This is a genomic window from Bhargavaea sp. GQ12, from assembly GCF_059758705.1.
In genome coordinates this window covers 126,819-149,508 of sequence record NZ_JCAXEU010000006.1, presented here as the reverse complement: position 1 = coordinate 149,508, position 22,690 = coordinate 126,819, and the positions used below count along the sequence as shown (strand labels likewise).

The window sequence follows — 22,690 nt, the reverse complement described above, 5'->3', positions numbered from 1 at the left end:
GCATCAAAAAAAGAGGCTGAGAACAGGAGGGTGAAAAGGTGAAAAGCGGAATCAAATTCCAAAACGGGCTCAAAACATATGGTCCGGTCGCTGCCGGAGCAGCCCTCTGCTTTCTGTTGCCGCAGCTGTCGCTCGCCATACTTGCAGGCTACATTGCAGCTCCCGCAGTTTCCTTTATGAAAGAGCGTCTCCGAATCCCTCTTCCGGTTGCCGCCATTGTGGCAGAACTCCTGATATTGGTGTCTGCAGCATTTGCCCTGCTGTTCGCGCTTCAGCAGATCATCATCGCTTTGCCGGCAATCCGTGCTGCCCTTTCTTCTATGCACTTCGAGCACCCGGTCGCTTCTGAGTGGCTCATTTACGCAGAAACAGCTTTGACTGCAGCCGGTGACCGGCTCATCGACTCGTCTGCGGGCATGGTACAAACCGCATTCAGCCGTGTATTCTCTTTTATCCTTTTCCTGCTCGCCTTCTACTTCTCTCTTTACGAATCAGCCAGGGACCGCTACTGGTTCCTTGCCGCTCTTCCTGCAGAGGCCAGAAAAAAAGCGAAAGGAATGTTCCGTGAAGGCGGGAGCCTCTTTGGAACATTCCTCTTCGTGGAGCTCAGGCTGATCTTGCTGACATTTGCCATACTGAGCATCGGACTTGCTGCACTCGGTTTCGGATCTCCGGTCGGAAGGGCGTTTCTCATCGCCCTCGCAGACAGCTTGCCGTTTCTTGGCGTCGGCATCTTCCTGATCCCAATGGCTGCCTACTACCTGCTGAGCGGAAGCCCGCTTCTCGGTACAGCGCTGATCATACTCTATGTTTTTGTGATGCTGACCCGGCAGATCGCAGAATCACGGATGTGGGCAGCCACGTTCCAGCTGCGACCGTCCCAAACCTTTTTCATCACGGCAGCGTCCATCCTGCTTTTCGGACTGGCCGGGATCGTATTGAGCCCGATCCTGCTGTTTGTGGCGGCCCGCATCAAAAAAATGCCGGCTTTTAGCGGATGATGACCACATTGCCTTTTTTCATCTTTTTCCTGATCTGGCGGTAGAGAAGCGGTTTCAATGCTTTTCTGGCTGCCGGTAAAAGGAACACAAGACCGATCAGATCGGAAATAAAACCGGGAAACAAAAGCATGAGTCCTGCAGCCAGGATAAACAAACCATCCAATGCCGCATCTCCCGGCGGAAGTCCTTCCTCTGCCTTTTTGCGGATCTCCTGCCATGCACGCAGCCCTTCACGCTTTGCAAGAAAACTCCCGGCAGCCGCAGTAAGCAGTATCAATAGAATCGTTTCAAATACACCGATCTGGCTTCCCGCGTAAAGAAGGACCGCCAGCTCGGCCGTCGGAACCGCGATAAACAAAAGGAACAGCCATTTCAAAATGCAAAATCCTTTCGAAAGACGCCCTGCCATTCCGGCCAGGGCGTCTAGTTTTCTTGTTCTGATTATAGCACGGAAGCATGACCGTTGTAGACTACGCCGGCTTCGGCATCGATTGTAAGATCCTGTCCGTCTTCAATATCGGTCATCGCGTTTTTCACGCCGATGATGACCGGAATGCCCACATTCAGGCCGACGACGGCAGCATGGCTGGTCAGTCCGCCTTCCTGTACGACCATGCCTGCACACTGTTCGATGGCCGGCATCATGTCACGGTCTGTTCCATATGTCACGAGAATCTTGCCTTTCGTATCGCGGGCAAGCGCTTCTTCCGCATTCCGGACAACGACGGCTTCGCCAAATGCGACCGCCTTCCCGATACCCTGGCCTTTCGCCAGAAGATCACCGATAACATGTATCTTCATCAGGTTGGTCGTGCCCGCTTCACCGACAGGCACACCGGCTGTAATGATCACGACATCTCCATGAGTGACGTATTTATGCTTGATGCTTTCCTCGACAGACGTCTCCAGGATGGCATCAATGGATTTCACACGCTCGCCGACAATCGGATAAACACCCCAGACAAGCGTGAGCCTGCGTGAGCATTCGTCTGAAGCCGTCACTGCAATGATCGGGCAGCCCGGACGGTATTTCGCGATCATCTTGGCTGTCTGCCCGCTCTCGGTTGGTGCGATGACGGCTTTGACATTCAGGTTGACCGCCGTATAGGCTGCGGCCTGTCCGATCGAGTCGGTCATATTGCCCTGTTTTTCGCGGCGACGTGTTGAAATGACCGAACGGTAATCAACAGCAGCTTCCGCTGTCTTTGCAATCCTGTCCATCGTCCGGACGGACTCTGCCGGATATTGTCCCGCTGCAGTTTCCCCGGAAAGCATGATCGCATCCGAGCCGTCAAGAATGGCGTTCGCCACGTCGCTCGCCTCCGCACGTGTCGGGCGGGGGTTGCGCTGCATCGAATCCAGCATTTGCGTGGCGGTGATAACCGGTTTGCCCGCCTGGTTGCACTTTTCGATCATGCGCTTCTGCACAATCGGAACTTCCTCCGCCGGAATCTCCACTCCCAGATCGCCTCGCGCGACCATCAGTCCATCCGAGACTTCGAGGATGGAGTCGAGGTTATCGACCCCTTCCCTATTCTCGATCTTCGGGATGATCTGGACATGGCCGGCGTCGTTTTCCTCCAGCAGCTTTCTGATTTCCATGACATCGGAAACCCTGCGTACAAAGGAAGCCGCGATAAAGTCGACCCCGTTCCTGATCCCGAACAGGATATCAGATGCATCTTTATCCGTGATGCCGGGAAGCTGGACCGACACGCCAGGGACATTCACCCCTTTTTTGTCTTTCAGGGTGCCGGCATTCCTGATGATCGTCCGGATGCGGCCGGCTTCAGGATCTGACTCCCTGACTTCCAGCTCGATCAGTCCGTCGTCAAGCAAAATGGTGGAACCGGCATGCACATCTTCAGCCAGTTTGTCATAAGTGACCGAGAAACGGTTGGTGTTCCCGACCACTTCCGTCATCATGATATCGATTTCCTGCCCGTTCTCCAGCTCTATGGCTCCGCCTTCCATCTTGTGGGTACGGATCTCAGGGCCCTTCGTGTCCAGGAGAATTCCGACTACACGGTTCATCTTCCTGGCCGCCTTGCGGATGTTTTCAATCCTGGCCAAGTGTTCTTCATGATCACCATGCGAGAAGTTGAGGCGCGCCACGTTCATGCCTGCGCCGATCAGCTGCTCGAGCATCTCCGGCGATTCACTTGCCGGTCCGATTGTACATACGATTTTTGTCTTCCTCACATCGCTCGCCCCAATCCTTTAGATCGATAGTTCTTTCGAAAGTTCATACAGGCCGTCTTCCATGCCTTCCCTTCTGCTGAATACTTCCGTTAAAGGATAGTCTATCACTGCGTGGTTTCGCATGCCAACGGCGACACCCGTCTTGCCCTCGATCAGCACTTCGACAGCCCTCGCACCGAACTTCGATGCAAGTACCCGGTCGCGCCCGGTCGGGCTTCCTCCGCGCTGAATATGGCCCAGTACCGAGACTCGGGTCTCGATATCCGCAGCTTCCTTGAGTTGGTCGGCGAGGGCATGGCCTGTCATGACACCTTCTGCAACAATCAGGATGCTGTGCTTTTTGCCGCGGCCTGTCCCTTGCCGGAGCCTGGATATGATCTCTTTGATGTCATGGGGCCGTTCAGGAATCAGAATAGATTCCGCACCGCCGGCTACACCGGCCCAAAGCGCCAGGTCTCCCGCATCGCGGCCCATCACTTCGACGATGAACGTCCGCTCATGTGAAGTGGCGGTGTCCCGGATTTTGTCGATGGCATCGATCACAGTGTTGAGCGCCGTATCGAAACCTAGCGTATAGTCCGTGCCCCTGATGTCATTGTCGATCGTACCCGGTACACCGACACAAGCAAAACCCAATTCCGCGAGTGCCTGTGCACCCCTGAATGAGCCGTCCCCGCCGATGACGATAAGCCCTTCGATTCCGCGTTCACGGAGCTGGCGGAGTCCTTCCGCCTGGCCCTCCGCTGTCTTGAATTCAGGGCATCGGGATGAATGCAGCATCGTTCCGCCCCGCTGAATAATATCTCCGACGGAGCCGGCATCCAGCTGCTCGATCTTTCCTTCAATCAGCCCCTGATACCCGTTATAGATTCCATATACCTCAAGTCCCTCATGGATCCCTTTGCGGACTGCGGCACGAATGGCGGCATTCATGCCGGGGGCGTCACCGCCGCTAGTCAGAATTGCAATCTTGTTCATTCGGGCACCTCCCGATCAAATCTTATTTTTCGCCTTCTTCATATACCCCGATATCGCGGAATTTACGGTATCTGTCCTCGATCACCTGGTCCCTGTCCATCGGGCAAAGCTGTTCCATTGATGATCGGAGTGCCTCCCCGATCGCATTTGCCTGTCCCGCAGCGTCTCGGTGAGCGCCACCCATGACCTCTGGAATGACCTCATCGATGATGCCCATTTCTTTCAGGTCGGCTGCGGTGATTTTCATCGCTTCTGCTGCCTGTTGTGCAAGGGCGGCGTCTTTCCAAAGAATCGATGCTGCCCCTTCCGGAGAAATAACGGAATAGGTCGAGTTCTCGAGCATGTGGATATGGTTGGCCACGCCGAGGCCGAGCGCGCCTCCGCTTCCGCCTTCGCCGATCACGACGCTGATCACCGGGATACGGAGCCCCGCCATCTCAACCAGATTTCTCGCGATTGCTTCGCTCTGTCCGCGCTCTTCGGCTGCCTTGCCCGGATATGCGCCTTTCGTGTCGATGAAGCAGATGATGGGGCGTCCGAACTTTTCTGCCTGCTTCATGAGGCGGAGCGCTTTCCGGTAGCCTTCAGGGTGCGGCATTCCGAAGTTTCGCCGAATATTTTCCTTTGTATCTTTGCCGCGCTGATGGCCGATGACGGTCACCGGCGTCCCGTCGAACGATGCAACACCTCCGACAATGGCGGCGTCATCTCCATATGAACGGTCGCCATGCAGCTCAATGAAGTCCTCAAAAAGATAATCGATATAATCCAGCGTTGTCGGACGCTCGGGATGGCGTGCAACTTGGACACGATCCCATGCACTCATATTCCCGTAGACATCCGATTCAAGCTTCTGCAGACGATCTTCCAGGCTCTTGATTTCATCGCCCATATCTACATGGGCATCATCCGTAATATTCTTCAGTTCTTCAATTTTCTCTCTAAGCCGTACAACCGGCTCTTCAAAAGGCAGCGGCTTCACCATTTCAGCGTGCCTCCTTCGTATGAAATCCGATCAATGTGGAAAGTGTCTTCTTCATCTCCGAACGGTGGACGACGGCATCCAGCTGTCCGTGCTCCAGAAGAAATTCAGCCGTCTGGAAGTCTTCCGGAAGCTTTTCCCGTACCGTCTGCTCGATGACCCGCCGGCCAGCAAACCCGATCAGCGCCTTGGGTTCAGCTAAGTTAATATCGCCGACCGACGCGAAACTTGCAGATACTCCGCCCGTTGTCGGATGGGTCATGACCGAGATGAAAAGAAGGCCCCGATCGGCATGGCGGGAAAGTGCAACACTCGTCTTCGCCATCTGCATCAGCGAAAGGACGCCTTCCTGCATCCTGGCACCTCCGCTTGCCGTGAAGATGATAAACGGAATGCCTTCGTCCGTCGCTTTTTCAATGGCGCGGGTGATTTTCTCACCGACGACAGAACCCATGGAGCCCATGCGGAAATGGGAGTCCATGATCGCGACTGCAGTCCGTTGGCCGTTGATTTCACCGATGCCCGTGAGCACCGCTTCATTCAGGCCTGTCTTCTCTGCATCGGCATTCACCTTTTCTTCGTATGAAGGGAAGCCGAGAGGATTGACTGTTTTCATCCCTTCGTCCATCGGAACAAAGGATTCTACATCGAACAGGCATTCCACCCTCTCGTATGCCTTCATTTTATAATGATGTCCGCAGTCCGGACAGACTTTATCACATTTCATCAGATCCTTCGTCAGAACAATGGACTTGCATTCCGGACACTTTGTCATGAGTCCTTCCGGTACATCCTTCGATGCGTCAGACGGGACTGTCATGTATCGCTTTTTATTTTTTTTGAACATCTCTCGGATGATTGCCATCGGTATTCCCCCTTTGAGCGTGTACAATTGCGGTCCAGCGGTCATAGGCCGCCACCGCCTCTTCTGTTTCGCCGCTCCTGATTTTCCTGAGCATACATGCGATCTCGGTCCGTTCGTCAGACCCTGCCTCGCCCGTATATGGCTTCCCTGCATATTGGTAGAGCAGATGCCAGATTTTCAGGGACAGCCGGTTGCCGGATGCGATCAGCACTTCACGTACAATGTCCTCCCTCAAATAAGGGGCCTCCGATTCCGCTGCTGCGATCAGCCCCGTCCATAGTGGCAGGTTCCGGGTCTCCTCATCTGCCGAAGCCGAGCGGACCGCTTCTTTTTCATGAATCTGCATCGTCGCCCTCACATCTTCGAGAGATTTCGGCTCCTGCATGATGAAGGCGGCCAGCACTTCGACAAGCTGATGTTTGCGGAAGTCGGACAGAAATGTTCCTTCTCCCTGCCTCGACTCGATCAGCCCGAGCAGCTCCAGACTCCTCAGAGCTTCCCTGATCGTAGAACGCCCGGTACCGAGCCGCTCGGCCAGAACCCGCTCGGAAGGCAGCTTATCTCCTGCCAGAATATTTTCATTCCTGATAAGGGTGCGTAATTCCTGCACCACTTCAAGAAACATTTTGCGGGACGGTTTCGTTTCGGTCATTGTCGCGCTCCTTGTTTACCATTTAATTCAAAGTGGTCTGACCACTCGTCTACAGCATAACGGAAACCGAAAAACGAGTAAAGAAAAAACTGTACAGAACCCTGTACAGTCAAAGTGGCCTCAGCCTTCGATATTTTTAACAATCACCTGCAAACGGCCGTTGCGCATTTCCGCCTGGCCGGAAAGCCGGATGCCTGCCTCTTCATTGAGCAGCCGGTTAAAAGTGGCGTACTCCTTTGGAAACACGGTGCATTCAACTTCTCCGGTGTCGTCCTGGAGCCTGAAGAACGCCATCGCCTCCCCTTTTTTCGTACGGATCCGTTTGATGTCATCGATGATCCCTGCGACGCGCACCCGGCCGCTGCCCCCTCCAAGGGCCGCAATATCTGCATATTGTCCCGGGCTCTGCGACTTCAGCCTGGCAGCAGGGTGCTGCGATACATAGAATCCGAGTGTATCTCGCTCGTATTGGAGCTTCAGTGCTTCCGGGAGCGTCCCGGCTTCAGAGTACTTCTGCCGTCCGAATGATGCAGTGTCTCCTCCGAACAGGTCATCCTCTTCTGAAGGCCTGACGAGATTCGCATAGGTTTCAGCGGCCGCAATCGAAGCAAGCAGGACTGCCCGGTCGGGATGGAAGTCATCAAGCGCACCGGAACGTGCGAGCGGTTCGGCCGCACCACGGGTGAAATGGGCACCCGATAGGGCCACCGCCATGTCGAACAGATCCTCCCATTGGCCCGTCCGCTTTCTTGCGTCCAAGAGTTTCCTGATGAACGGTGCAGGTACGCCCTTGATGCCTGAGAGCCCATATCGGATCGCTCCGTCTTCCACCCGGCACGCATATCCGCTTTTCAGGACGGATGGAGGCAAGATGCGGATTCCTTTCGACCGGATTTCGCCGACGAGCTTTGAGACCCGATCCGCGTCCCCCGCCGCCTGTGAAAGCAGGGCCGCGTAGAAGTATGCCGGCTCATGCGCTTTCAGGTAGGCCAGGCGGAATGAGATCAGCGAATAGGCCACCGCGTGGCTTTTCGGAAAGCCGTAATCTGCAAATCTGACGATGTAGTCGTAGACCATCGTGGCGGAGCGACGGTCGTATCCGCGGGATTCCGCCCCCCGGACAAAGTGCTCCCGTTCCCGCTCCAGAATCTCCCGCTTTTTCTTGCTGACGGCACGGCGGAGAATGTCCGCTTCGCCCATTGTAAATCCTGCCATCCTTACGGCAATCTGCATGATCTGTTCCTGGTAGACGATGATGCCATATGTTTCCTCCAGAATAGGATCGATATCCGGGTGGATGGACGGGACGCGCTCTTTACCGTGCATCCTGCGCTCGAACACCGGGATATTATCCATAGGTCCGGGGCGGTAGAGCGCATTGATAGCGTATATGTCACTAAAACGTTCAGGTTTCAGCTTTCTCAGTGTATCCCGCATTCCGGCGGACTCAAATTGGAAAATGCCCGTCATGTCACCCGACTGGAACAGTTGGATCGTCGCCGGGTCATCCAAGGGGATCTTGCCAAAATCCAGTTCGAGATTGCGGTCATAACGGATCATGGAGCGGATCCGGTCGAGCAGCGTGAGGTTCCTGAGACCGAGAAAGTCCATCTTGAGAAGTCCGCGCTCCTCCACTTCCTTCATCGGCCACTGTGTGAGATAGATACCTTCAGATCCGCCCGTCAGAGGAACCGCCTCCACCAGCGGTACAGGAGAAAGAACAACACCTGCGGCATGGGTTGATGCATTTCTCGGGATGCCTTCAAGCGCGAGTGCGGCTTCCAGCCACTTTTGTCTGAGCTCTGCACTTTCAGCCCACCGTGCCAACGGAGATCCCGGAGCGGCCGCCTGTTCCAGTGTCATGCCCGGTCGCCCCGGTATCATCTTGGAAATTTCCCGCTGCTCCGCTTCAGGAAAACCGAATACCCGCGCTGTACTCCTCGCAGCTGCACGCGCGGAAAGAGTCCCGAACGTGATAATCTGCGCCACGTGGTCGCGTCCGTATTTTTCTGCGACATACTCAATGACTTCGTGGCGGCGGTGGTCCGCGAAATCCACGTCGATATCGGGCATGCTGACCCTCTCCGGATTGAGGAATCGCTCAAAGATCAGTCCATAGGCAATAGGGTCGACATCGGTGATCCGGAGTGCATAGGCGACAAGGGAGCCTGCCGAGGAACCGCGTCCCGGACCCGTAAGAATACCTTTGGAAACTGCATGGGAGATGAAATCAGCCGTGATCAGAAAATAGTCCGAGTAGCCCATCGAAAAAATGACATTCAGTTCATGCTCAAGCCGTTTCCCATAAATGTCCGGCACGGATCCTAGGCGCTCCTGCAACCCGTCCAGACAGTCACGGCGGAGCCTTCCGTCCGCCGTCTCCCCCTCTCCAAGCGGGTACTTGGGCATGAGGCGCTCCGCCTCCGGAACCGTATCACTGCAGGACATCAAAAGCGCATATGTCGCTTCCAGCCATTCCGGATGATCGCCAAACCGTTCCAAGAGCTCATCCGGCATCGGTAATTGGGCATCAGGCAGATCGGCAAGACTGTTTTCCGACAGCTTTCCTCCCTCGTCGATCAGCCGCGCGACCCGGTAGGCGAATGCATCGGCCGGCCGCAGGTAGCGGGCGACTGCCACCGCACAAACTGCAAGCCCGGATGAATCCGCAAATTCCGTCCAAAGGTCCTCATCGGGATTCTGCCTGTTAGCAGGCCTGGAAATTCCGACCCATACGCGATCCGGGCCGCCTGATTCCAGGGCCTGCTGCATGGCGCTTTGCGGATCGCCTTCAGCCATTGCGCCAGGGTCAAAGACGACCAGACACCCACGGCCGTAAGCCCTCATCCAGGCCAACGGCAGCGTCTCCCGTTCCCTGACCGAAAGGGCACTGCTCATCTTTAGGAGATTCTGGTATCCCCCGTCATCTTTCGCATAAATAAAAGCCGGCAGAACGCCGGCTTCCGTCTCGATCTGTACACTGAGTCCGATGACGGGCCGGATGCCCGCGGCTTTCACCGCCCGGGCAAATGGCAGGACGCCGTACAGCTTCGTATTGACGATTGCCGCCGCACCAGCTCTCCGCTCCTTCAGCGCTGCCGGGAGCATAACGGTCCGGATGATGCTCTGCAGCGGATCATCCGATGTCATGATCTGTGCATATGCGATGTCCATCCCGATCCCTCCCTTGTTATGATCTGAAAAGTTCCCTCAGGGCTTCTGCGGCAAGCTCGGCTTCCGCCCAATCCTTCGCTGATGCGCCGGCAGCGAGCGCATGGCCGCCTCCTCCGAACCGCCGTGCCAGATCGTTGACGACAGGACCCTTGGACCGGAACCGCAGCCGGATCTGGTCTTCCTCTTCGACGAGGAAGACCCAGGCGATCAGCCCCTTGACACCGCCTGGCACTCCCACCAGTTTTGCCGTGTCCGAAGCAGTGACGCCAAACTCGTCCATCGTCTCTGACGTGATCTTGACCACACCCACACCGTTGTCCACTTCGAGATTCTGAAGGATATAACCGTTCAGCCTCAGAAGCGGCGCATCCATCTCGTACATGGCATTGTGGAGAGATGGCCGGTCAAAGCCGTGTGACACAAGCTCAGCCGCTGCAAGGAATGTCTCCGGTCCGGACGATGGATGCAGGAAGCGGCCGGTATCACCGATGATGCCCGCGTAAAGCAGGCGGGCGGCTTCCTCACTCATCTTCCAGCCGTGCGATTGTTCCCCTTCCTTGAACAGCCTGTAAATCAGCTCGCTTGTTGCACTTGTCTCGGGCTCCACCCAACGCAAGGTGCCGTACCGATCATCATCTGGATGGTGGTCTATCTTGATGAGCTCGGCCCCTTTGCCATAATGGCCGCCATCGATCCTTGCGGTATTCGCCGTATCGGTCACAATGACCAGAGCGCCTTCATAGTCGGCCTCTGTCACTTCATCCGGACTGCCGAGGTAGTCCAGCGAGAAATCATGGTCTCCGGCCGCCAAAACCTCTTTGCCCGGATAATTGTCACGAATCAGCGTTTTCAGCCCGAGCTGGGATCCGTAAGCATCGGGATCCGGCCGTACATGCCGATGGATGATGACCCTATCGTAGCGTTCAATTGTGTCAATGATTTGTCGTTTCAAGCTTGTTCCCCCCATCCACCGGTCTTTTCCCTTCGCAATCCGGCAAAAATCGAGATACAATGAGAACAGTTTTGCTTGACCGGAGGGATTCGATGCTTAATCTGATTTTAACCGCACTCATTATTTTCGCGGCGGTTGCCTACTTGTATTTCAAGACGAAACAGTTCCGCACGACTCTTCAGGCGGAGCGGCAGTACCATCGGAGCAGCGCTTCAGCCGCACTTGGGGCGTTTATCATGCTGTTCGGCGTGAGCCAGCTGTTCCTGTTCGGCGGATTGGCCGTTTACCTGGTCTCCGCAGTATTCGTCCTGCTCGGGCTTTATGTCTTTGTCCATAACTTCAAGGCGAGAAAGCACTATGCCGGCTTCCTTGAAGAGGAAAGACGTCTGAATGAAAAGTGATGCACATCTGTGCATCACTTTTTTTATCGTTCAAATACTTGGAGCATCATCATCGCCTTGCCGACGATCACGTCACCGCTATGCACAGTAAACTCCATCTTGGCAAAGTGCCGGCTCATATCAAGCAGTTCCGGTCTGATCCGGACTGTAGAGCCGAGTTGGACATGTTTCATGAAATAGACCGACATACTTTCAATGACGCTTTCTCCGCGCTTCCGCTTTTTCAGGAATTGATCGGCCGCCTCGGAAAGCATGATCGTCAGTGCACCGTGTGACAGTGACCCAAGCGGGTTTGTCATCCGTGGTGTCACAGTAAAGAGAAGAGTCGACTCAGCTTCTTGGTCTTCCTCCATCTGCGAGCGCACAAGATCCTCGAAGGTATCGCCCTGATGGGGCTGACGCTGTGCGACCTGGAGCGCCTTCAGGACATCCTGGCGGCTGATTACCCCTACTAGCCTGTCCCCTGTCGAGACGACCGGCATCAGGTCGATTCCTTCCCAAATCATACGGTGGGCGGCCGATGCGACACTCATCTTCATCCCCGCAGAAATCGGCTTCGGGGTCATGACACGCTCAATCGGGACTTCGCCGTCCATCCCGATCACATCCTTCGCCGTAACAATCCCGACAAGCCGGCCGTTGCCGCTTGTCACCGGGAAAGCGCCGTGCGATGTTGTTTTATTGCGCGCATGAAAATCGGACACCAGGTCGTCAGCATCCAATGTCGCCGTCTGGCTGATCGGCACAATAATATCCTCTATGAGCAGGATGTCCTTTTCGATCAGTTGGTCGTAGATCGCACGATTGATCATCGTCGCCACGGTGAACGTGTCGTAACTGGTTGAAATGATCGGCAGTTCCATCTCATCGGCAAGCTTTTTCACTTCATCCGATGCATCAAACCCTCCGGTGATCAGCACTGCCGCACCTGCACGGATCGCATTGCCGTGTACTTTCAGGCGGTTCCCGACAATCAGCAAACTGCCCGGATCGGTGTAGCGCATCATGTCTTCCATCTGCATCGCACCGATAACGAATTTCGTCAGTGTCTTATGAAGGCCGTTGCGGCCGCCAAGCACCTGTCCATCAACGATATTCACCACTTCGGCGAAAGTCAGCCGTTCGATGTTTTCCTTCTTTTTCTGTTCGATCCGGATCGTCCCGACCCGTTCGATCGTATTAACGAGTTTCCGGTTCTCCGCTTCCTTTATGGCGCGGTAGGCTGTCCCTTCTGAGACAGACATCTCTTTGGCGACCTGGCGGACGGAAATCTTGTCGCCGACCGGCAGGCTCTCGATGTATTGCAGAATTTTCTCATGTTTTGTCGCCACGTCGTCACCTTTTCCCAACTTCTGATGATTCCATCTTACCATAGTGGCGGTGGCTGAAAAGTAAAAAGAACCCCTGAAGAACGGGGTTCCGCTTTGGCCGCTGAAATCTCGGACGGGACATTGGGACAAGGTCCGTGATCGAAAAATCCTCAAAAGTCCTGCGCTTCAATTGATTGGCTCAAAGTTCGATTGAGTCGCCTGCATTCATGATCCGGACTTCGGTACCGTCCACTAGCTCCTTGAATGATTCAGGATCCTGCCTGATCGGCGGGAAGGTGTCGAAATGGATCGGCACGGCGAGTTTCGGCTTGATGAGACCGACCGCATAAGCGGCATCCTCCGGTCCCATCGTGAAATTATCCCCGATCGGGACAAAGGCGATGTCCGCCGGGTGACGCTTTCCGATCAGCTCCAAATCAGAGAAGAGGCCCGTGTCACCGAGGTGGTGGACCGTCTTACCTTCCGCCGTGAACAGGATCCCCGCAGGCATACCGGTATAGATGATTTCCTGGCTGTCCTCCTTGATGAAGGAAGAACCGTGGAAGGCCTGGGTAAACTTCACTTTTCCGAAGTCAAATTGGTTCGCGCCGCCGATATGCATCGGGTGAACATTTACTCCTTGCCAGCCAAGCCAGACAGCCAGCTCGTTTGGCGCGACGACAAGAGCACCGGAACGCTTGGCGATATCAATCGTGTCACCCACGTGGTCCCCGTGCCCATGCGTCAGAAGGATGGCATCCGGATTTTCCTCGTCGGCCTTCAGGTCGGTTAACTCATTGCCTGTAATAAATGGATCAATCAGGATTGTATGGCTTTCCGTCTTGATCTTAACGACGGAATGACCGTGGTAGGATACTTTCATGAACGCATTCCCCTTTCACTGTTCGCTCCCGGCATGTTTCGACAGGGTGTGCGGCGAATCCTTCTTTTTGCTATGATGGATTCAAGCAGAAAGGCTGGTGTTCGCTTTGGAAAAGTTGAAGGAAATCAGAAGTTACATGGACGAAAACGGTATTGACACTGCGTTGATCACAACCCCGGACAATGTATTTTATCTTTCGGGCTTCAAGAGCAACCCTCATGAACGGCTTCTGGCAGTCGCGGTATTCCGTGATGCCGAGCCTTTCGTCATCGCGCCGAAGATGGAACTGCCGGACGTCCAGGCGGCCGGTTGGACAGGCGATGCAGTGGGCCATGAAGATACTGATGACGCATGGGAGATTGTCGCCCGTTCCGTCAAAGAACGGGGCATCGCTCCCTCCCTCATCGCGATCGAGAAGTCCCATATGAATGTCGAACGTTACGAACGCCTGAGAGAGCTTTATCCGGAAGCTGCATTCACAGGGCTCGACAGCAAGCTGAATGCAATGCGGAACATCAAGGATGAAGCCGAACTCGAAAAACTCCGCGAGGCCGCACGCCTGGCCGATTACGCGGTTGAAGTCGGCTGCCGTGAAATCGCGGAGGGCAAGACGGAATTGGAAATTTTGACGGCCATCGAATTCGAAATGAAGAAAAAAGGCGTATCTCATATGTCCTTTGACACGATGGTGCTGAGCGGTAAAAAAACGGCTTCCCCGCACGGCAAGCCAGGCAGCCGGAAAATCCAAAAAGGGGACTTTATCCTGTTCGACCTCGGAGTGGTCTGGGAAGGTTACTGCTCAGACATCACCAGGACGGTGGCATTCGGAGAACCGACGGCCGAAATGCGGGAAATCTATGAAACTGTCCGGCGTGCCGAGCAGGCTGCCGTGGAAGCAGTCCAACCGGGCATCCGCGCCATGGACCTCGACAAGATTGCACGTGATGTGATCACAGAAGCGGGTTACGGCGAGTACTTCACCCACCGTCTCGGGCACGGTCTCGGAATCTCAGTTCATGAATTCCCTTCCCTTCATGGTTCCAACGAGATGGAACTGGAGGAAGGCACGGTCTTTACAATCGAACCGGGCATCTATCATCCGGAGATCACCGGCGTCAGGATCGAGGATGACGTTGTTGTCACGGCCGACGGTGTAGAAGTTCTGACGCAATTCCCGAAAGAACTCCAGATCATCGGCTGATCACGTCGGCAGCCTGCAATACGAATACAGCAAAACCGCCGAAGGAAAATTCCTTCGGCGGTTTTGCATTCCTATTATTGAAGCAGCGAATCGACCGGGACGTATTCACGGCCCTGGTCTTCTGCAACAGCTTTGTAAGTTACATGGCCTTCTAGCGTATTGAATCCTTTGCGGAGCGCTTCATTGTCAAGCGCTGCCTGCTTCCAGCCTTTGTTGGCTATTTGGAGCGCGTATGGAACGGTGACGTTCGTAAGTGCCATTGTAGACGTCCGCGGCACCGCGCCGGGCATGTTGGCAACTGCATAATGGACAACGCCATGTTTTTCATAAGTTGGATCGTCGTGTGTCGTCACACGGTCGCTTGTCTCGAAAATCCCGCCCTGGTCGATTGCGATGTCGACAAGCACGGAACCCGGCTGCATCGACTTGACCATATCTTCCGTAACGAGCTTCGGAGCTTTCGCGCCCGGGATCAGGACCGCTCCGACAACGAGGTCCGCGTCCTTCACCGCTTCTGCGATATTGAACGGATTCGACATAAGTGTTTGAATGTCGTTGCCGAACTGGTCATCAAGCTGACGGAGACGCTCGGGGCTCAAGTCGATAACGGTAACTTCCGCTCCCATTCCGACCGCAACGCGGGCAGCGTTCGCGCCCGCCATGCCGCCGCCGATGACGGCAACCTTTCCGCGCTGCACGCCCGGTACACCGGACAGGAGAATCCCCTTACCGCCGTGGATGCGTTCGAGGAACTGGGCACCGATCTGTGTCGCCATGCGGCCAGCCACTTCACTCATTGGCGAGAGAAGAGGCAGTGAGCGGTTCGGCAGCTGAACAGTCTCATAGGCGATGCCGACGACTTTGTTTTCGAGCAGCGCCGCAGTGAGCTCTTCTTCCGGCGCCAGGTGGAGATAAGTGAAAAGGATGAGCCCTTCACGGAAGTATTGGTATTCGGATGCGACCGGCTCTTTAACTTTCATCACCATTTCCGCATCCCAGGCTTCACGCGCTGATTCGACGATGGCCGCCCCCGCGTCGCGATAGTCTGTATCTGTGAAGCCGGAACCTTCTCCCGCTCCCGTTTCAATCAGGACTTCGTGGCCCGCCAATTTCAGCGTTACCACTCCTGCAGGTGTCATCGCCACGCGGTTTTCATTGTTTTTGATTTCTTTTGGTATACCGATACGCATTTCCTAAACCCTCCCGTATGTCTATCCTTGGTTGTTGGGCAGAAGGACCGCTTGTCCCCTGTTTCTGCAGTTCCATCATACCACTCTTTTTTTGGGGCGGAAGCGCTTTTTATTTGAACCGCCACAATTTTGCCACTGTTCCCTCCAAGGCTATGCAGGATTCGCCAATGCTTACCCCGAAAAAGTACTATAGTAAAAAGTAGGGAGGGAACGATATGACATTAAATTACAAAAATCTGCTTGTTGCAGTAGATGGTTCGAAGGAAGCCGAATGGGCTTTCAAGAAGTCGGTCGGCATTGCAAAGCGGAACAACGCCACACTTAACCTCGTGAACATCATCGACACGCGTTCGTTTGCCGCGGTCGAGGCATATGACCGCTCCATTGCAGATCGTGCCCAGAAATTTGCTGATGAACTCCTCACCGACTACAAGAAGGAAGCTGAAGCAGCCGGTGTAAAAGATGTCAACATCGTTGTTGAATATGGTTCCCCTAAGACGATGATTCCTCGTGACATCTCCAAAAAGGTACACGCTGATCTGATTATTTGCGGTGCAACTGGCCTAAATGCCGTCGAACGCTTCCTGATCGGCTCAATTTCGGAGACGATTGTCCGCAGTGCCAAGTGTGACGTGCTCGTAGTCCGGACAGAGGAACTGCCCGGTGAAGGGCCGGTTGCCGAATAACCCAAAAAGGGATGTGCAGCATACGCGCTGCACATCCCTTTTGTTATTTCTTTTGATAACCGTTTTCTTCAGCCCAAGCATCCACTTTTCCGAAAAAGGCAGTGACTGCATTGGCATTTTTCAGATCTGGCGCCTGCGCCAGCAATACTTCCGGTTTCGGTCCCGTCCGGCCGTCCGGTTTTCTTAGAAGCAGCAGGGTCTTGGCATTTGCGCGGTTCTTGAAGAGACCTTCCGGCAGCGCAATGACACCGAGGATCTCCGCCTCGTCTTTAAGGAATGTGTGGAGCTGAGTCGCAAATTCCGATTCAAACAAGTTCGCGGGCACGACAAAGATCCCGTGACCGCCTTTTTTTAGGTGACGCATCGACTGCTCGATAAACAGATGGTGAGCGTAGGAATGGCCTTCCTCCGCCCTAAGATTGTAATTCATCGCGTTTTCATCGTCGGGGTAATAACCGACCGGCAAGTCCGTGATAACAAGATCTGCCGGGTCGACCATGAGCGGACGAAGTGAATCCTGGTGATACAGGGTCACCGGCTGCGCCAGCAGGTCGGCAGAAGCAGCCGCGAGCTGAATCAGCAGATCATCGATCTCAGATCCGCTCGCCGCAGTACGTCCGTCCATGAAGTTCATGACAGTATACAGCAAGTTGCCTGTGCCGATTGCCGGGTCGAACAGGGTGATATACGGCTTGCCGCCTGAAAGCCGGTCTGCGAGGTAACCGGCAATGAGACCGATGGAATCCGGGGTCATCTGATGGTTCGGCTGGGCACTTTCTTTCATGCCCTTCAGCATGGCAAGCTGTAGGCCCTTTCGCACTTCTTCCTTTTCTGCCTGGTCCGCTTCGGGGGAAATTTTCCCGTCAGCCCATGCCCTTACTGTCTCAAGCACGGCTTCCAGATAAAGCGTCCCCTCTTTTTTTGATATCCTCTCGGCGTGCCCGTCGAGAAAGTTGAAGATCTGTTCTGTATTGGTTTCCATGGTCATCCTCCGCAAATGAGAAACCCACTCGCCGGAGTGGGTTTCGTTTTGTTTATTCCGCCAGTTTCTTGACTGCGTCGATGGCTTTGTCGTAGTCCGGGTGGTCTGTGCCTTCCGGAACATATTCGACATAGGCCACTTTACCGTCCTTGTCGATTACGAAGACGCTCCGTGCCAGGAGGCGCAGCTCCTTCATGACAGTGCCGTACGCCGTGCCGAACGACAGGTCGCGGTGGTCGGAAAGTGTATGGGCATTGTCCAGGCCTTCCGATGCTTTCCAGCGCGCCTGCGCGAATGGCAGGTCTGCGGAAATCGTCAGAACCGTCACGTCATCGCCGAGATCGGTGACCGCTTCGTTGAAGCGTTTTGTCTGTGTCGAGCAGACGCCCGTATCGATCGACGGAATGACGCTGATGAGACGGATCTTCCCTTCCGTGTCTTTTAGCGTGAAGGGAGTCAGATCATTTTGGAGAACTGTAAAGTCCGGTGCCTCGTCACCCACATTGATTTCTGTGCCGAGGAGTGTAACCGGTTGTTGTTTGAATGTAACTTGAGCCATATTGCAACGCCTCCTTTTCACTCAGTGTACTAGAGTGCGTGACCGTCTTGCAAACGGTTCGCATAACCGCGTGGCCGCTCAGCCTTCCGGTAACGTTCTTCATGGATGACGAGTGTATCTGCGATATAGTCGTGCAACGCTTCCTTTTTCGGGGTGAAGCCGACCACGAGGTAGAGAACCGCCAATGTCTTGGAGAAATACCTGCCGATCCATTCGCGGAACAGGATCGTCTTCCAGTCCAGCGGCCCGCCATCCCTGCGGATAACCCGAATGCCGGTAACCATCTTGCCGACTGTCTGGCCGAAGTATTTCGTCATGAGGATGAAATAAAGGAAAAAGACAGCGGCAGTCAGCAGATTGTACGGCGCATACCAGGCTTCAGGTGCAATTTCCAGACCTGCCAGCCTGAACAGCGGACGCACTGCCAGCATGCTGAATGATCCGAGGACGATCAGGTCGATCAGATACGCCCAGAAGCGGATCCAGAACCCTGCATAGGCATGCCGGAATTCCTCCGGTTCAGGAAAGGATCCGGACAGATGACCGGTTCCTTGAATTGGTTCTGTCATTTGAATCCCTCCTCACTTTTCACCGTACAGGTACATCATGCGCGGCGAGTTATAGTCGGACAGCACCTGTCCGATGATGCGGCTTTCCAGATCACCCTGGAAGAGCGACTGCATCTTTACCCCGAACAGTGAGCCGAAGCCCGCATCCATGCCGTATTCGAAAACTTGGGCTTTATCCAGGCCATGGTCTTCCCGGAGCCCGGCAATTGCATCTTCCAGCCGACCGGTTTCATCAGCCAGTTTGGCCTCGACTGCCTGCCCGCCGTTCATGATCCGTCCGTCCGCCCATTTCTTTACTTCAGCTTCGCTCATTCCGCGGCCGGCCTCGATGACATCGACAAATCGCTCATACGAGTCGTTCAGCATCGTCTGAAGCATGTTCCGCTCTTCTTCCGTCATGTCTCTTGTCGGGCTCATGATGTCCTTGTACTCGCCCGATTTGATCGTGACAAAGTCGATGCCGTGCTCTTCCGCGAATCCGCCATAGTTGACGCTTTCCATGATGACGCCGATCGAACCGGTCAGTGTCTCCTTATGTACGAAGATCTTGTCTGCCGGTGCAGAAATGTAGTAGCCGCCCGATGCAGCCATGCCGCCCATGCTCACATAGACAGGAATGTCCTTTTCTTCCTTGATTTCGACAAGCTTGTCATGGATATCCGACGATTCCACAACACCGCCGCCCGGAGAGTTCACATACAGGACCACACCTTTGACGGAATTGTCCTCCCGGATCATCTCAAGCTGCTCCATGAATGCCTGATGGTTGTATCCTGTTGCCGCAAACAACGGAGAGGCTGCGCCAGTGTCCTGGATAATTCCGTCTACCCGGAGCAATGCGATTCGGTTCCTCGCGTCCCCTTCTTCGACGACCTGCTCCATTTGTCCGCCGGCAGGCGCAAGACTGTCCTCCATCATCGTCTGCCAGTTCATCGACATGATGGAGGATACAGTATTGATGCCAGCCGCGAAGACGAACAGAAGCACGGCCCCACCGAGAGCGATCCATCGTTTCATGTTCATGTGATTTCTACCTCCCTTTCCAACTCTCTATACGGGCAATAACCCCGGTGCGTTTCATTTTTCTTGGGCTGGCCTCATCTTTTTCATCATCCGGAACTTAGATACCGTCACCAGGACCAGCCCGGCCCAGATGAAGGAAAAGGCGATCAGTTCAATTGCCCCGAATGCCTCACCATAGACCACGACTCCCAGAAACAGCATCATCGTAGGCGCGATATACTGAAGGAAGCCGAGCAGATACAGCGGCATGCTCTGTGCCCCTTTTGCGAAAAGGACAAGCGGGATAGCCGTCGCCGCTCCGGATAATACGATGAGCACGACAGTACTTGTGTCTGCCTCGAAAAACACGAGCCTGCCGGATGTCTCCGCCCAGATCAGATAGATGATCGCTGCCGGCGCGATAAATGCCGTCTCGATCGTCAGTCCCCTCAGGGAATCAAGATGAATCGTCTTTTTCGCAAAACCGTAGATGGCGAATGTCCCCGCAAGGCCGAATGCCAGCCACGGGAATGTGCCGTATGACAATGTGATGATCAGGACTCCGATCAGAGCAAGTCCGACGGCAGCCTTCTCCGGCGCAGAAAGACGCTCCTTCAGGAAGACGATCCCGAGCAGGATCGACAAAAGCGGATTGATGTAATATCCCAGACTGGTCTGGACAATATGGCCGTTATTGACCGCCCAGATAAACAGGAACCAATTGCCCGAAATGATGACGGAAGCCCCGAATAGGCTCCAGAATGCCCGCTTGTTTTTCCAGAGAGCTTTCAGATCTATGGCCAGCTGCTTACCCTGTCCCAATAGCAGGACTACAACCCCCGTGGTGATGGACGCCCAGAATATCCGCTGGGCAAGAACTTCCCCGCTCGGCACATGACCGAGGGCTTTCCAATAAATCGGCAGCACTCCCCATATAAGGTAAGCGGAGGCCGCCCAGATGATGCCTGCTTTCTCCTTGTTTTCCAAGGACGGTCCCTCCTTTCTTGCGCTGCGTACGCACCAAACTAAAAAACCTCCCCGATGCAACCCGGGGAAGGTTTGACCTATGCCCATCCGATTGCGCCGGACGGAGAGGATAGTGAGGACGAGAGTCAGCTCATGGCTTCCTGCTTACGCAGTTCGACTCTCATGATCTTGCCTGAAGCGGTCTTCGGCAACTCATCAAGGAACTCGACCGCACGCGGATACTTGTACGGTGCCGTGACTGTTTTCACGTGCTCCTGCAGGTTTTTTACGAGTTCCTCGGAAGCTTCTTCCGGATTCCTGAGAACGATGAATGCTTTGACGATGCTTCCCCGGTCCGGATCAGGACTTGCCACAACGGCACATTCCTTGACTGAAGGATGCTTGGTCAGCGCATCTTCCACTTCAAACGGACCGATTGTATAACCCGACGAGATGATGATGTCATCGGCACGTCCCTCAAACCAGAAATAGCCGTCCTCATCCCTCTTGGCCCGGTCGCCCGTTACATAATAATCCCCACGGAACTGACGGCTTGTCCGCTCCGGATCATTCAGGTACTCCTTGAACAGCGCCGGCGTATCGACATGTACCGCAATGTCTCCCGCCTCACCGGCGGCGCATGGCTTTCCTTCATCATCGATGATTTCCACACGGTTACCCGGTGTTGGCTTGCCCATCGAACCCGGGCGCGCTTCCATGCCTTTCATCGTACCGACCAATAAAGTATTCTCGGTCTGCCCGTATCCGTCACGGACTTCGAGCGAGAACTCTCGGCGGAAGGTTTCAATCACTTCAATATTGAGAGGCTCCCCGGCTGATACGGCGCTATGGAGCGAAGAGAGATCATAGTCGCCCAATTGGTCCGTTTTTGCCATCAGCCGATACTCGGTCGGTGTGCAGCAAAGGACATTGACCCCGTACTGTCCGATGAGTTCCAGGTATTTTTTCGGCTCAAAGCGCCCATTGTAGACAAATCCTGTTGATCCGCTGCCGAGCACAGCAAGGAACGGCGACCATATCCACTTCTGCCAGCCGGGGCTTGCAGTCGCCCAGACAGTGTCTCCGTCTTCGATGCCGAGCCAGTTGGCAGCGGTGGTCCGCAGGTGAGCGTAGCCCCAGCCATGGGTATGGACAACGCCCTTCGGCTTGCCTGTAGTGCCTGATGTATAAGACAGGAACGCCATATCACTGCTTGACGTCTCTGCGGCGGCGAATTGGTCGGATGCCTTTTCCATTTCGTCGAGAAGCTGGATACCCTGTTCCGACTCGCCGACGATGAACAGCTCAACGCCGTCCATATGCCGGGCTTCCTTAAACTGATCGGCGAATGGGGCATAGGCGATAATCGCCTTGGCATCGCTATGCACGAGCCGGTAATCGATATCTGTCGCACGAAGCATTTCAGAACTCGGAATGACAACGATGCCGGCTTTTAGGGCAGCCACATAGGCCACATAAGCTTCGATCAGCCGGGGCATCATGACGATGACAACATCGCCTTTTCCGAGCCCATGTGAGACAAGCACATTCGCGCAGCGGTTTGCACGGGCCATCAATTCCCGGTAAGTCAGCTCCCGTGTTTCCTGGCCGTCTGTCCAGATCAGCGCCTTGTGCGCCGGATCATCGGCGTATTTTTCAAATTCCGAAGCCAGGTTGTACCGCTCCGGAGCAAGCAGGTCTTCTCTTTTCATGCCCAGTCACCCCTTTTCCATGTTCATATCCGATTATACGCCTAACATTTGAGCGTTTCAAAATAGAAATTGTATTCGGAATTTAGTATGTATCGGCCGGGATACCGCACACTTGATAAAAGCAGGGGAATAACTGCACAATTCAAAAACCGCCCGTCTTTGACGGGCGGCCTTCGCTTACATTATTGTTGGCCCTTCATTTGCTGCTGTGCCATCGAAACCAAACGCTTGGTGATTTCTCCGCCAACGGAACCGTTGGCACGCGATGTTGCGTCGGCACCCAGCTGAACTCCGAATTCCTGAGCGATTTCGTACTTCATCTGGTCAAGCGCTTGGCGGACACCAGGTACGAGAAGCTGGTTGGAATTGTTGCTGTTGTTGTTTGCCATGATGTATCACCTCCTTGTGCACATAGAATGTGCC

Annotated in this window: 22 protein-coding genes; 4 read left to right on the top strand and 18 right to left on the bottom strand. The window is 54.7% G+C overall.

Going from position 1 to position 22,690, the window contains the following annotated elements; all coding sequences use genetic code 11:
* The first annotated feature begins 38 nt into the window (after positions 1-38).
* A complete protein-coding gene (locus AC6CHQ_RS07945; RefSeq protein WP_424237303.1) occupies positions 39-1,001 on the top strand; it encodes an AI-2E family transporter in 963 nt (320 codons plus the stop codon).
* On the opposite strand, the gene AC6CHQ_RS07940 is transcribed toward AC6CHQ_RS07945, so the two are convergent.
* The 8 genes from AC6CHQ_RS07940 to AC6CHQ_RS07905 all read right to left on the bottom strand — a co-directional run bounded on the left by AC6CHQ_RS07940 (position 991) and on the right by AC6CHQ_RS07905 (position 10,806).
* The gene (locus AC6CHQ_RS07940) at positions 991-1,377 is read right to left on the bottom strand and encodes an FxsA family protein (protein WP_092051872.1); all 387 of its coding nucleotides are present in this window, start codon (positions 1,375-1,377) and stop codon (positions 991-993) included. The genes AC6CHQ_RS07945 and AC6CHQ_RS07940 overlap by 11 nt on opposite strands.
* 65 nt (positions 1,378-1,442) lie before the next feature.
* Complete coding sequence (pyk, locus tag AC6CHQ_RS07935) at positions 1,443-3,203, bottom strand: pyruvate kinase (RefSeq protein ID WP_498081287.1); 1,761 nt, start codon at positions 3,201-3,203, stop codon at positions 1,443-1,445.
* Positions 3,204-3,221: 18 nt separating this feature from the next.
* Positions 3,222-4,181 (bottom strand): 6-phosphofructokinase, encoded by a 960-nt coding sequence (gene pfkA / locus AC6CHQ_RS07930; protein ID WP_498081286.1) that lies wholly within the window; start codon positions 4,179-4,181, stop codon positions 3,222-3,224.
* Positions 4,182-4,203: 22 nt separating this feature from the next.
* Complete coding sequence (locus tag AC6CHQ_RS07925) at positions 4,204-5,166, bottom strand: acetyl-CoA carboxylase carboxyltransferase subunit alpha (protein ID WP_498081285.1); 963 nt, start codon at positions 5,164-5,166, stop codon at positions 4,204-4,206.
* 1 nt (position 5,167) lies between these two features.
* On the bottom strand, positions 5,168-6,028 hold the full coding sequence (gene accD / locus AC6CHQ_RS07920) for an acetyl-CoA carboxylase, carboxyltransferase subunit beta (RefSeq protein ID WP_498081284.1): 861 nt from the start codon (positions 6,026-6,028) through the stop codon (positions 5,168-5,170).
* The gene (locus AC6CHQ_RS07915; RefSeq protein WP_092051884.1) at positions 5,994-6,680 is read right to left on the bottom strand and encodes a FadR/GntR family transcriptional regulator; all 687 of its coding nucleotides are present in this window, start codon (positions 6,678-6,680) and stop codon (positions 5,994-5,996) included. Before AC6CHQ_RS07915 ends, accD begins: the two co-directional genes overlap by 35 nt.
* Before the next feature lie 120 nt (positions 6,681-6,800).
* Complete coding sequence (locus AC6CHQ_RS07910) at positions 6,801-9,854, bottom strand: DNA polymerase III subunit alpha (protein ID WP_498081283.1); 3,054 nt, start codon at positions 9,852-9,854, stop codon at positions 6,801-6,803.
* Between the two features lie 16 nt (positions 9,855-9,870).
* Positions 9,871-10,806: a DHH family phosphoesterase gene (locus AC6CHQ_RS07905; RefSeq protein WP_251238416.1), complete on the bottom strand. Its 936-nt coding sequence runs from the start codon at positions 10,804-10,806 to the stop codon at positions 9,871-9,873.
* 92 nt (positions 10,807-10,898) lie between these two features.
* On the opposite strand from AC6CHQ_RS07905, the gene AC6CHQ_RS07900 reads away from it, so the two are divergent.
* Complete coding sequence (locus AC6CHQ_RS07900; protein WP_092051890.1) at positions 10,899-11,207, top strand: YtpI family protein; 309 nt, start codon at positions 10,899-10,901, stop codon at positions 11,205-11,207.
* Positions 11,208-11,230: 23 nt separating this feature from the next.
* On the opposite strand, the gene AC6CHQ_RS07895 is transcribed toward AC6CHQ_RS07900, so the two are convergent.
* Together AC6CHQ_RS07895 and AC6CHQ_RS07890 are read right to left on the bottom strand one after the other, a co-directional pair.
* On the bottom strand, positions 11,231-12,538 hold the full coding sequence (locus AC6CHQ_RS07895) for a DRTGG domain-containing protein (RefSeq protein ID WP_092051893.1): 1,308 nt from the start codon (positions 12,536-12,538) through the stop codon (positions 11,231-11,233).
* Positions 12,539-12,716: 178 nt separating this feature from the next.
* Positions 12,717-13,400: a metal-dependent hydrolase gene (locus tag AC6CHQ_RS07890; protein ID WP_092051896.1), complete on the bottom strand. Its 684-nt coding sequence runs from the start codon at positions 13,398-13,400 to the stop codon at positions 12,717-12,719.
* A gap of 106 nt (positions 13,401-13,506) precedes the next feature.
* Here AC6CHQ_RS07890 and AC6CHQ_RS07885 point away from each other — a divergent pair, with 106 nt between their 5' ends.
* Positions 13,507-14,601 (top strand): M24 family metallopeptidase, encoded by a 1,095-nt coding sequence (locus AC6CHQ_RS07885; RefSeq protein WP_251238415.1) that lies wholly within the window; start codon positions 13,507-13,509, stop codon positions 14,599-14,601.
* A gap of 74 nt (positions 14,602-14,675) precedes the next feature.
* Here the strand turns inward: AC6CHQ_RS07885 and ald are convergent, their stop codons facing one another.
* Positions 14,676-15,791: an alanine dehydrogenase gene (gene ald, locus AC6CHQ_RS07880; protein WP_498081282.1), complete on the bottom strand. Its 1,116-nt coding sequence runs from the start codon at positions 15,789-15,791 to the stop codon at positions 14,676-14,678.
* A gap of 215 nt (positions 15,792-16,006) precedes the next feature.
* On the opposite strand from ald, the gene AC6CHQ_RS07875 reads away from it, so the two are divergent.
* Positions 16,007-16,477 (top strand): universal stress protein, encoded by a 471-nt coding sequence (locus AC6CHQ_RS07875; protein WP_251238413.1) that lies wholly within the window; start codon positions 16,007-16,009, stop codon positions 16,475-16,477.
* Positions 16,478-16,520: 43 nt separating this feature from the next.
* On the opposite strand, the gene AC6CHQ_RS07870 is transcribed toward AC6CHQ_RS07875, so the two are convergent.
* From AC6CHQ_RS07870 to AC6CHQ_RS07840, 7 genes are all read right to left on the bottom strand, one after another.
* Positions 16,521-17,459 (bottom strand): class I SAM-dependent methyltransferase, encoded by a 939-nt coding sequence (locus AC6CHQ_RS07870; RefSeq protein WP_092051907.1) that lies wholly within the window; start codon positions 17,457-17,459, stop codon positions 16,521-16,523.
* A gap of 52 nt (positions 17,460-17,511) precedes the next feature.
* Positions 17,512-18,018 carry a thiol peroxidase gene (gene tpx / locus AC6CHQ_RS07865; RefSeq protein ID WP_092051910.1) on the bottom strand — a complete coding sequence of 169 codons (507 nt, stop codon included), beginning with the start codon at positions 18,016-18,018 and terminating at the stop codon, positions 17,512-17,514.
* Between the two features lie 29 nt (positions 18,019-18,047).
* Entirely contained in the window at positions 18,048-18,587 is a 540-nt protein-coding gene (locus AC6CHQ_RS07860) for an RDD family protein (protein WP_498081281.1), read from the bottom strand.
* Positions 18,588-18,599: 12 nt separating this feature from the next.
* Positions 18,600-19,610 carry a signal peptide peptidase SppA gene (gene sppA, locus AC6CHQ_RS07855; RefSeq protein ID WP_498081280.1) on the bottom strand — a complete coding sequence of 337 codons (1,011 nt, stop codon included), beginning with the start codon at positions 19,608-19,610 and terminating at the stop codon, positions 18,600-18,602.
* Positions 19,611-19,664: 54 nt separating this feature from the next.
* A complete protein-coding gene (gene rarD, locus AC6CHQ_RS07850; protein ID WP_498081279.1) occupies positions 19,665-20,576 on the bottom strand; it encodes an EamA family transporter RarD in 912 nt (303 codons plus the stop codon).
* A gap of 125 nt (positions 20,577-20,701) precedes the next feature.
* Positions 20,702-22,267, bottom strand: coding sequence for an acyl-CoA synthetase MbcS (mbcS, locus tag AC6CHQ_RS07845; protein ID WP_251238410.1), 1,566 nt, complete (start codon positions 22,265-22,267; stop codon positions 20,702-20,704).
* A 182-nt stretch (positions 22,268-22,449) separates the two neighbouring features.
* Positions 22,450-22,656 (bottom strand): alpha/beta-type small acid-soluble spore protein, encoded by a 207-nt coding sequence (locus AC6CHQ_RS07840; RefSeq protein WP_008300213.1) that lies wholly within the window; start codon positions 22,654-22,656, stop codon positions 22,450-22,452.
* Between the last annotated feature and the right edge of the window lie 34 nt (positions 22,657-22,690).

What these genes read in the sequence shown, in the direction of transcription:
- pfkA (WP_498081286.1), bottom strand. Translation starts at nt 4,181, where the DNA reads ATGAACAAGATTGCAATTCTGACTAGCGGCGGTGACGCCCCCGGCATG.
- AC6CHQ_RS07925 (WP_498081285.1), bottom strand. Translation starts at nt 5,166, where the DNA reads ATGGTGAAGCCGCTGCCTTTTGAAGAGCCGGTTGTACGGCTTAGAGAG.
- accD (WP_498081284.1), bottom strand. Translation starts at nt 6,028, where the DNA reads ATGGCAATCATCCGAGAGATGTTCAAAAAAAATAAAAAGCGATACATG.
- AC6CHQ_RS07915 (WP_092051884.1), bottom strand. Translation starts at nt 6,680, where the DNA reads ATGACCGAAACGAAACCGTCCCGCAAAATGTTTCTTGAAGTGGTGCAG.
- AC6CHQ_RS07910 (WP_498081283.1), bottom strand. Translation starts at nt 9,854, where the DNA reads ATGGACATCGCATATGCACAGATCATGACATCGGATGATCCGCTGCAG.
- AC6CHQ_RS07900 (WP_092051890.1), top strand. Translation starts at nt 10,899, where the DNA reads ATGCTTAATCTGATTTTAACCGCACTCATTATTTTCGCGGCGGTTGCC.
- AC6CHQ_RS07890 (WP_092051896.1), bottom strand. Translation starts at nt 13,400, where the DNA reads ATGAAAGTATCCTACCACGGTCATTCCGTCGTTAAGATCAAGACGGAA.
- ald (WP_498081282.1), bottom strand. Translation starts at nt 15,791, where the DNA reads ATGCGTATCGGTATACCAAAAGAAATCAAAAACAATGAAAACCGCGTG.
- AC6CHQ_RS07875 (WP_251238413.1), top strand. Translation starts at nt 16,007, where the DNA reads ATGACATTAAATTACAAAAATCTGCTTGTTGCAGTAGATGGTTCGAAG.
- AC6CHQ_RS07870 (WP_092051907.1), bottom strand. Translation starts at nt 17,459, where the DNA reads ATGGAAACCAATACAGAACAGATCTTCAACTTTCTCGACGGGCACGCC.
- tpx (WP_092051910.1), bottom strand. Translation starts at nt 18,018, where the DNA reads ATGGCTCAAGTTACATTCAAACAACAACCGGTTACACTCCTCGGCACA.
- AC6CHQ_RS07860 (WP_498081281.1), bottom strand. Translation starts at nt 18,587, where the DNA reads ATGACAGAACCAATTCAAGGAACCGGTCATCTGTCCGGATCCTTTCCT.
- sppA (WP_498081280.1), bottom strand. Translation starts at nt 19,610, where the DNA reads ATGAACATGAAACGATGGATCGCTCTCGGTGGGGCCGTGCTTCTGTTC.
- mbcS (WP_251238410.1), bottom strand. Translation starts at nt 22,267, where the DNA reads ATGAAAAGAGAAGACCTGCTTGCTCCGGAGCGGTACAACCTGGCTTCG.
- AC6CHQ_RS07840 (WP_008300213.1), bottom strand. Translation starts at nt 22,656, where the DNA reads ATGGCAAACAACAACAGCAACAATTCCAACCAGCTTCTCGTACCTGGT.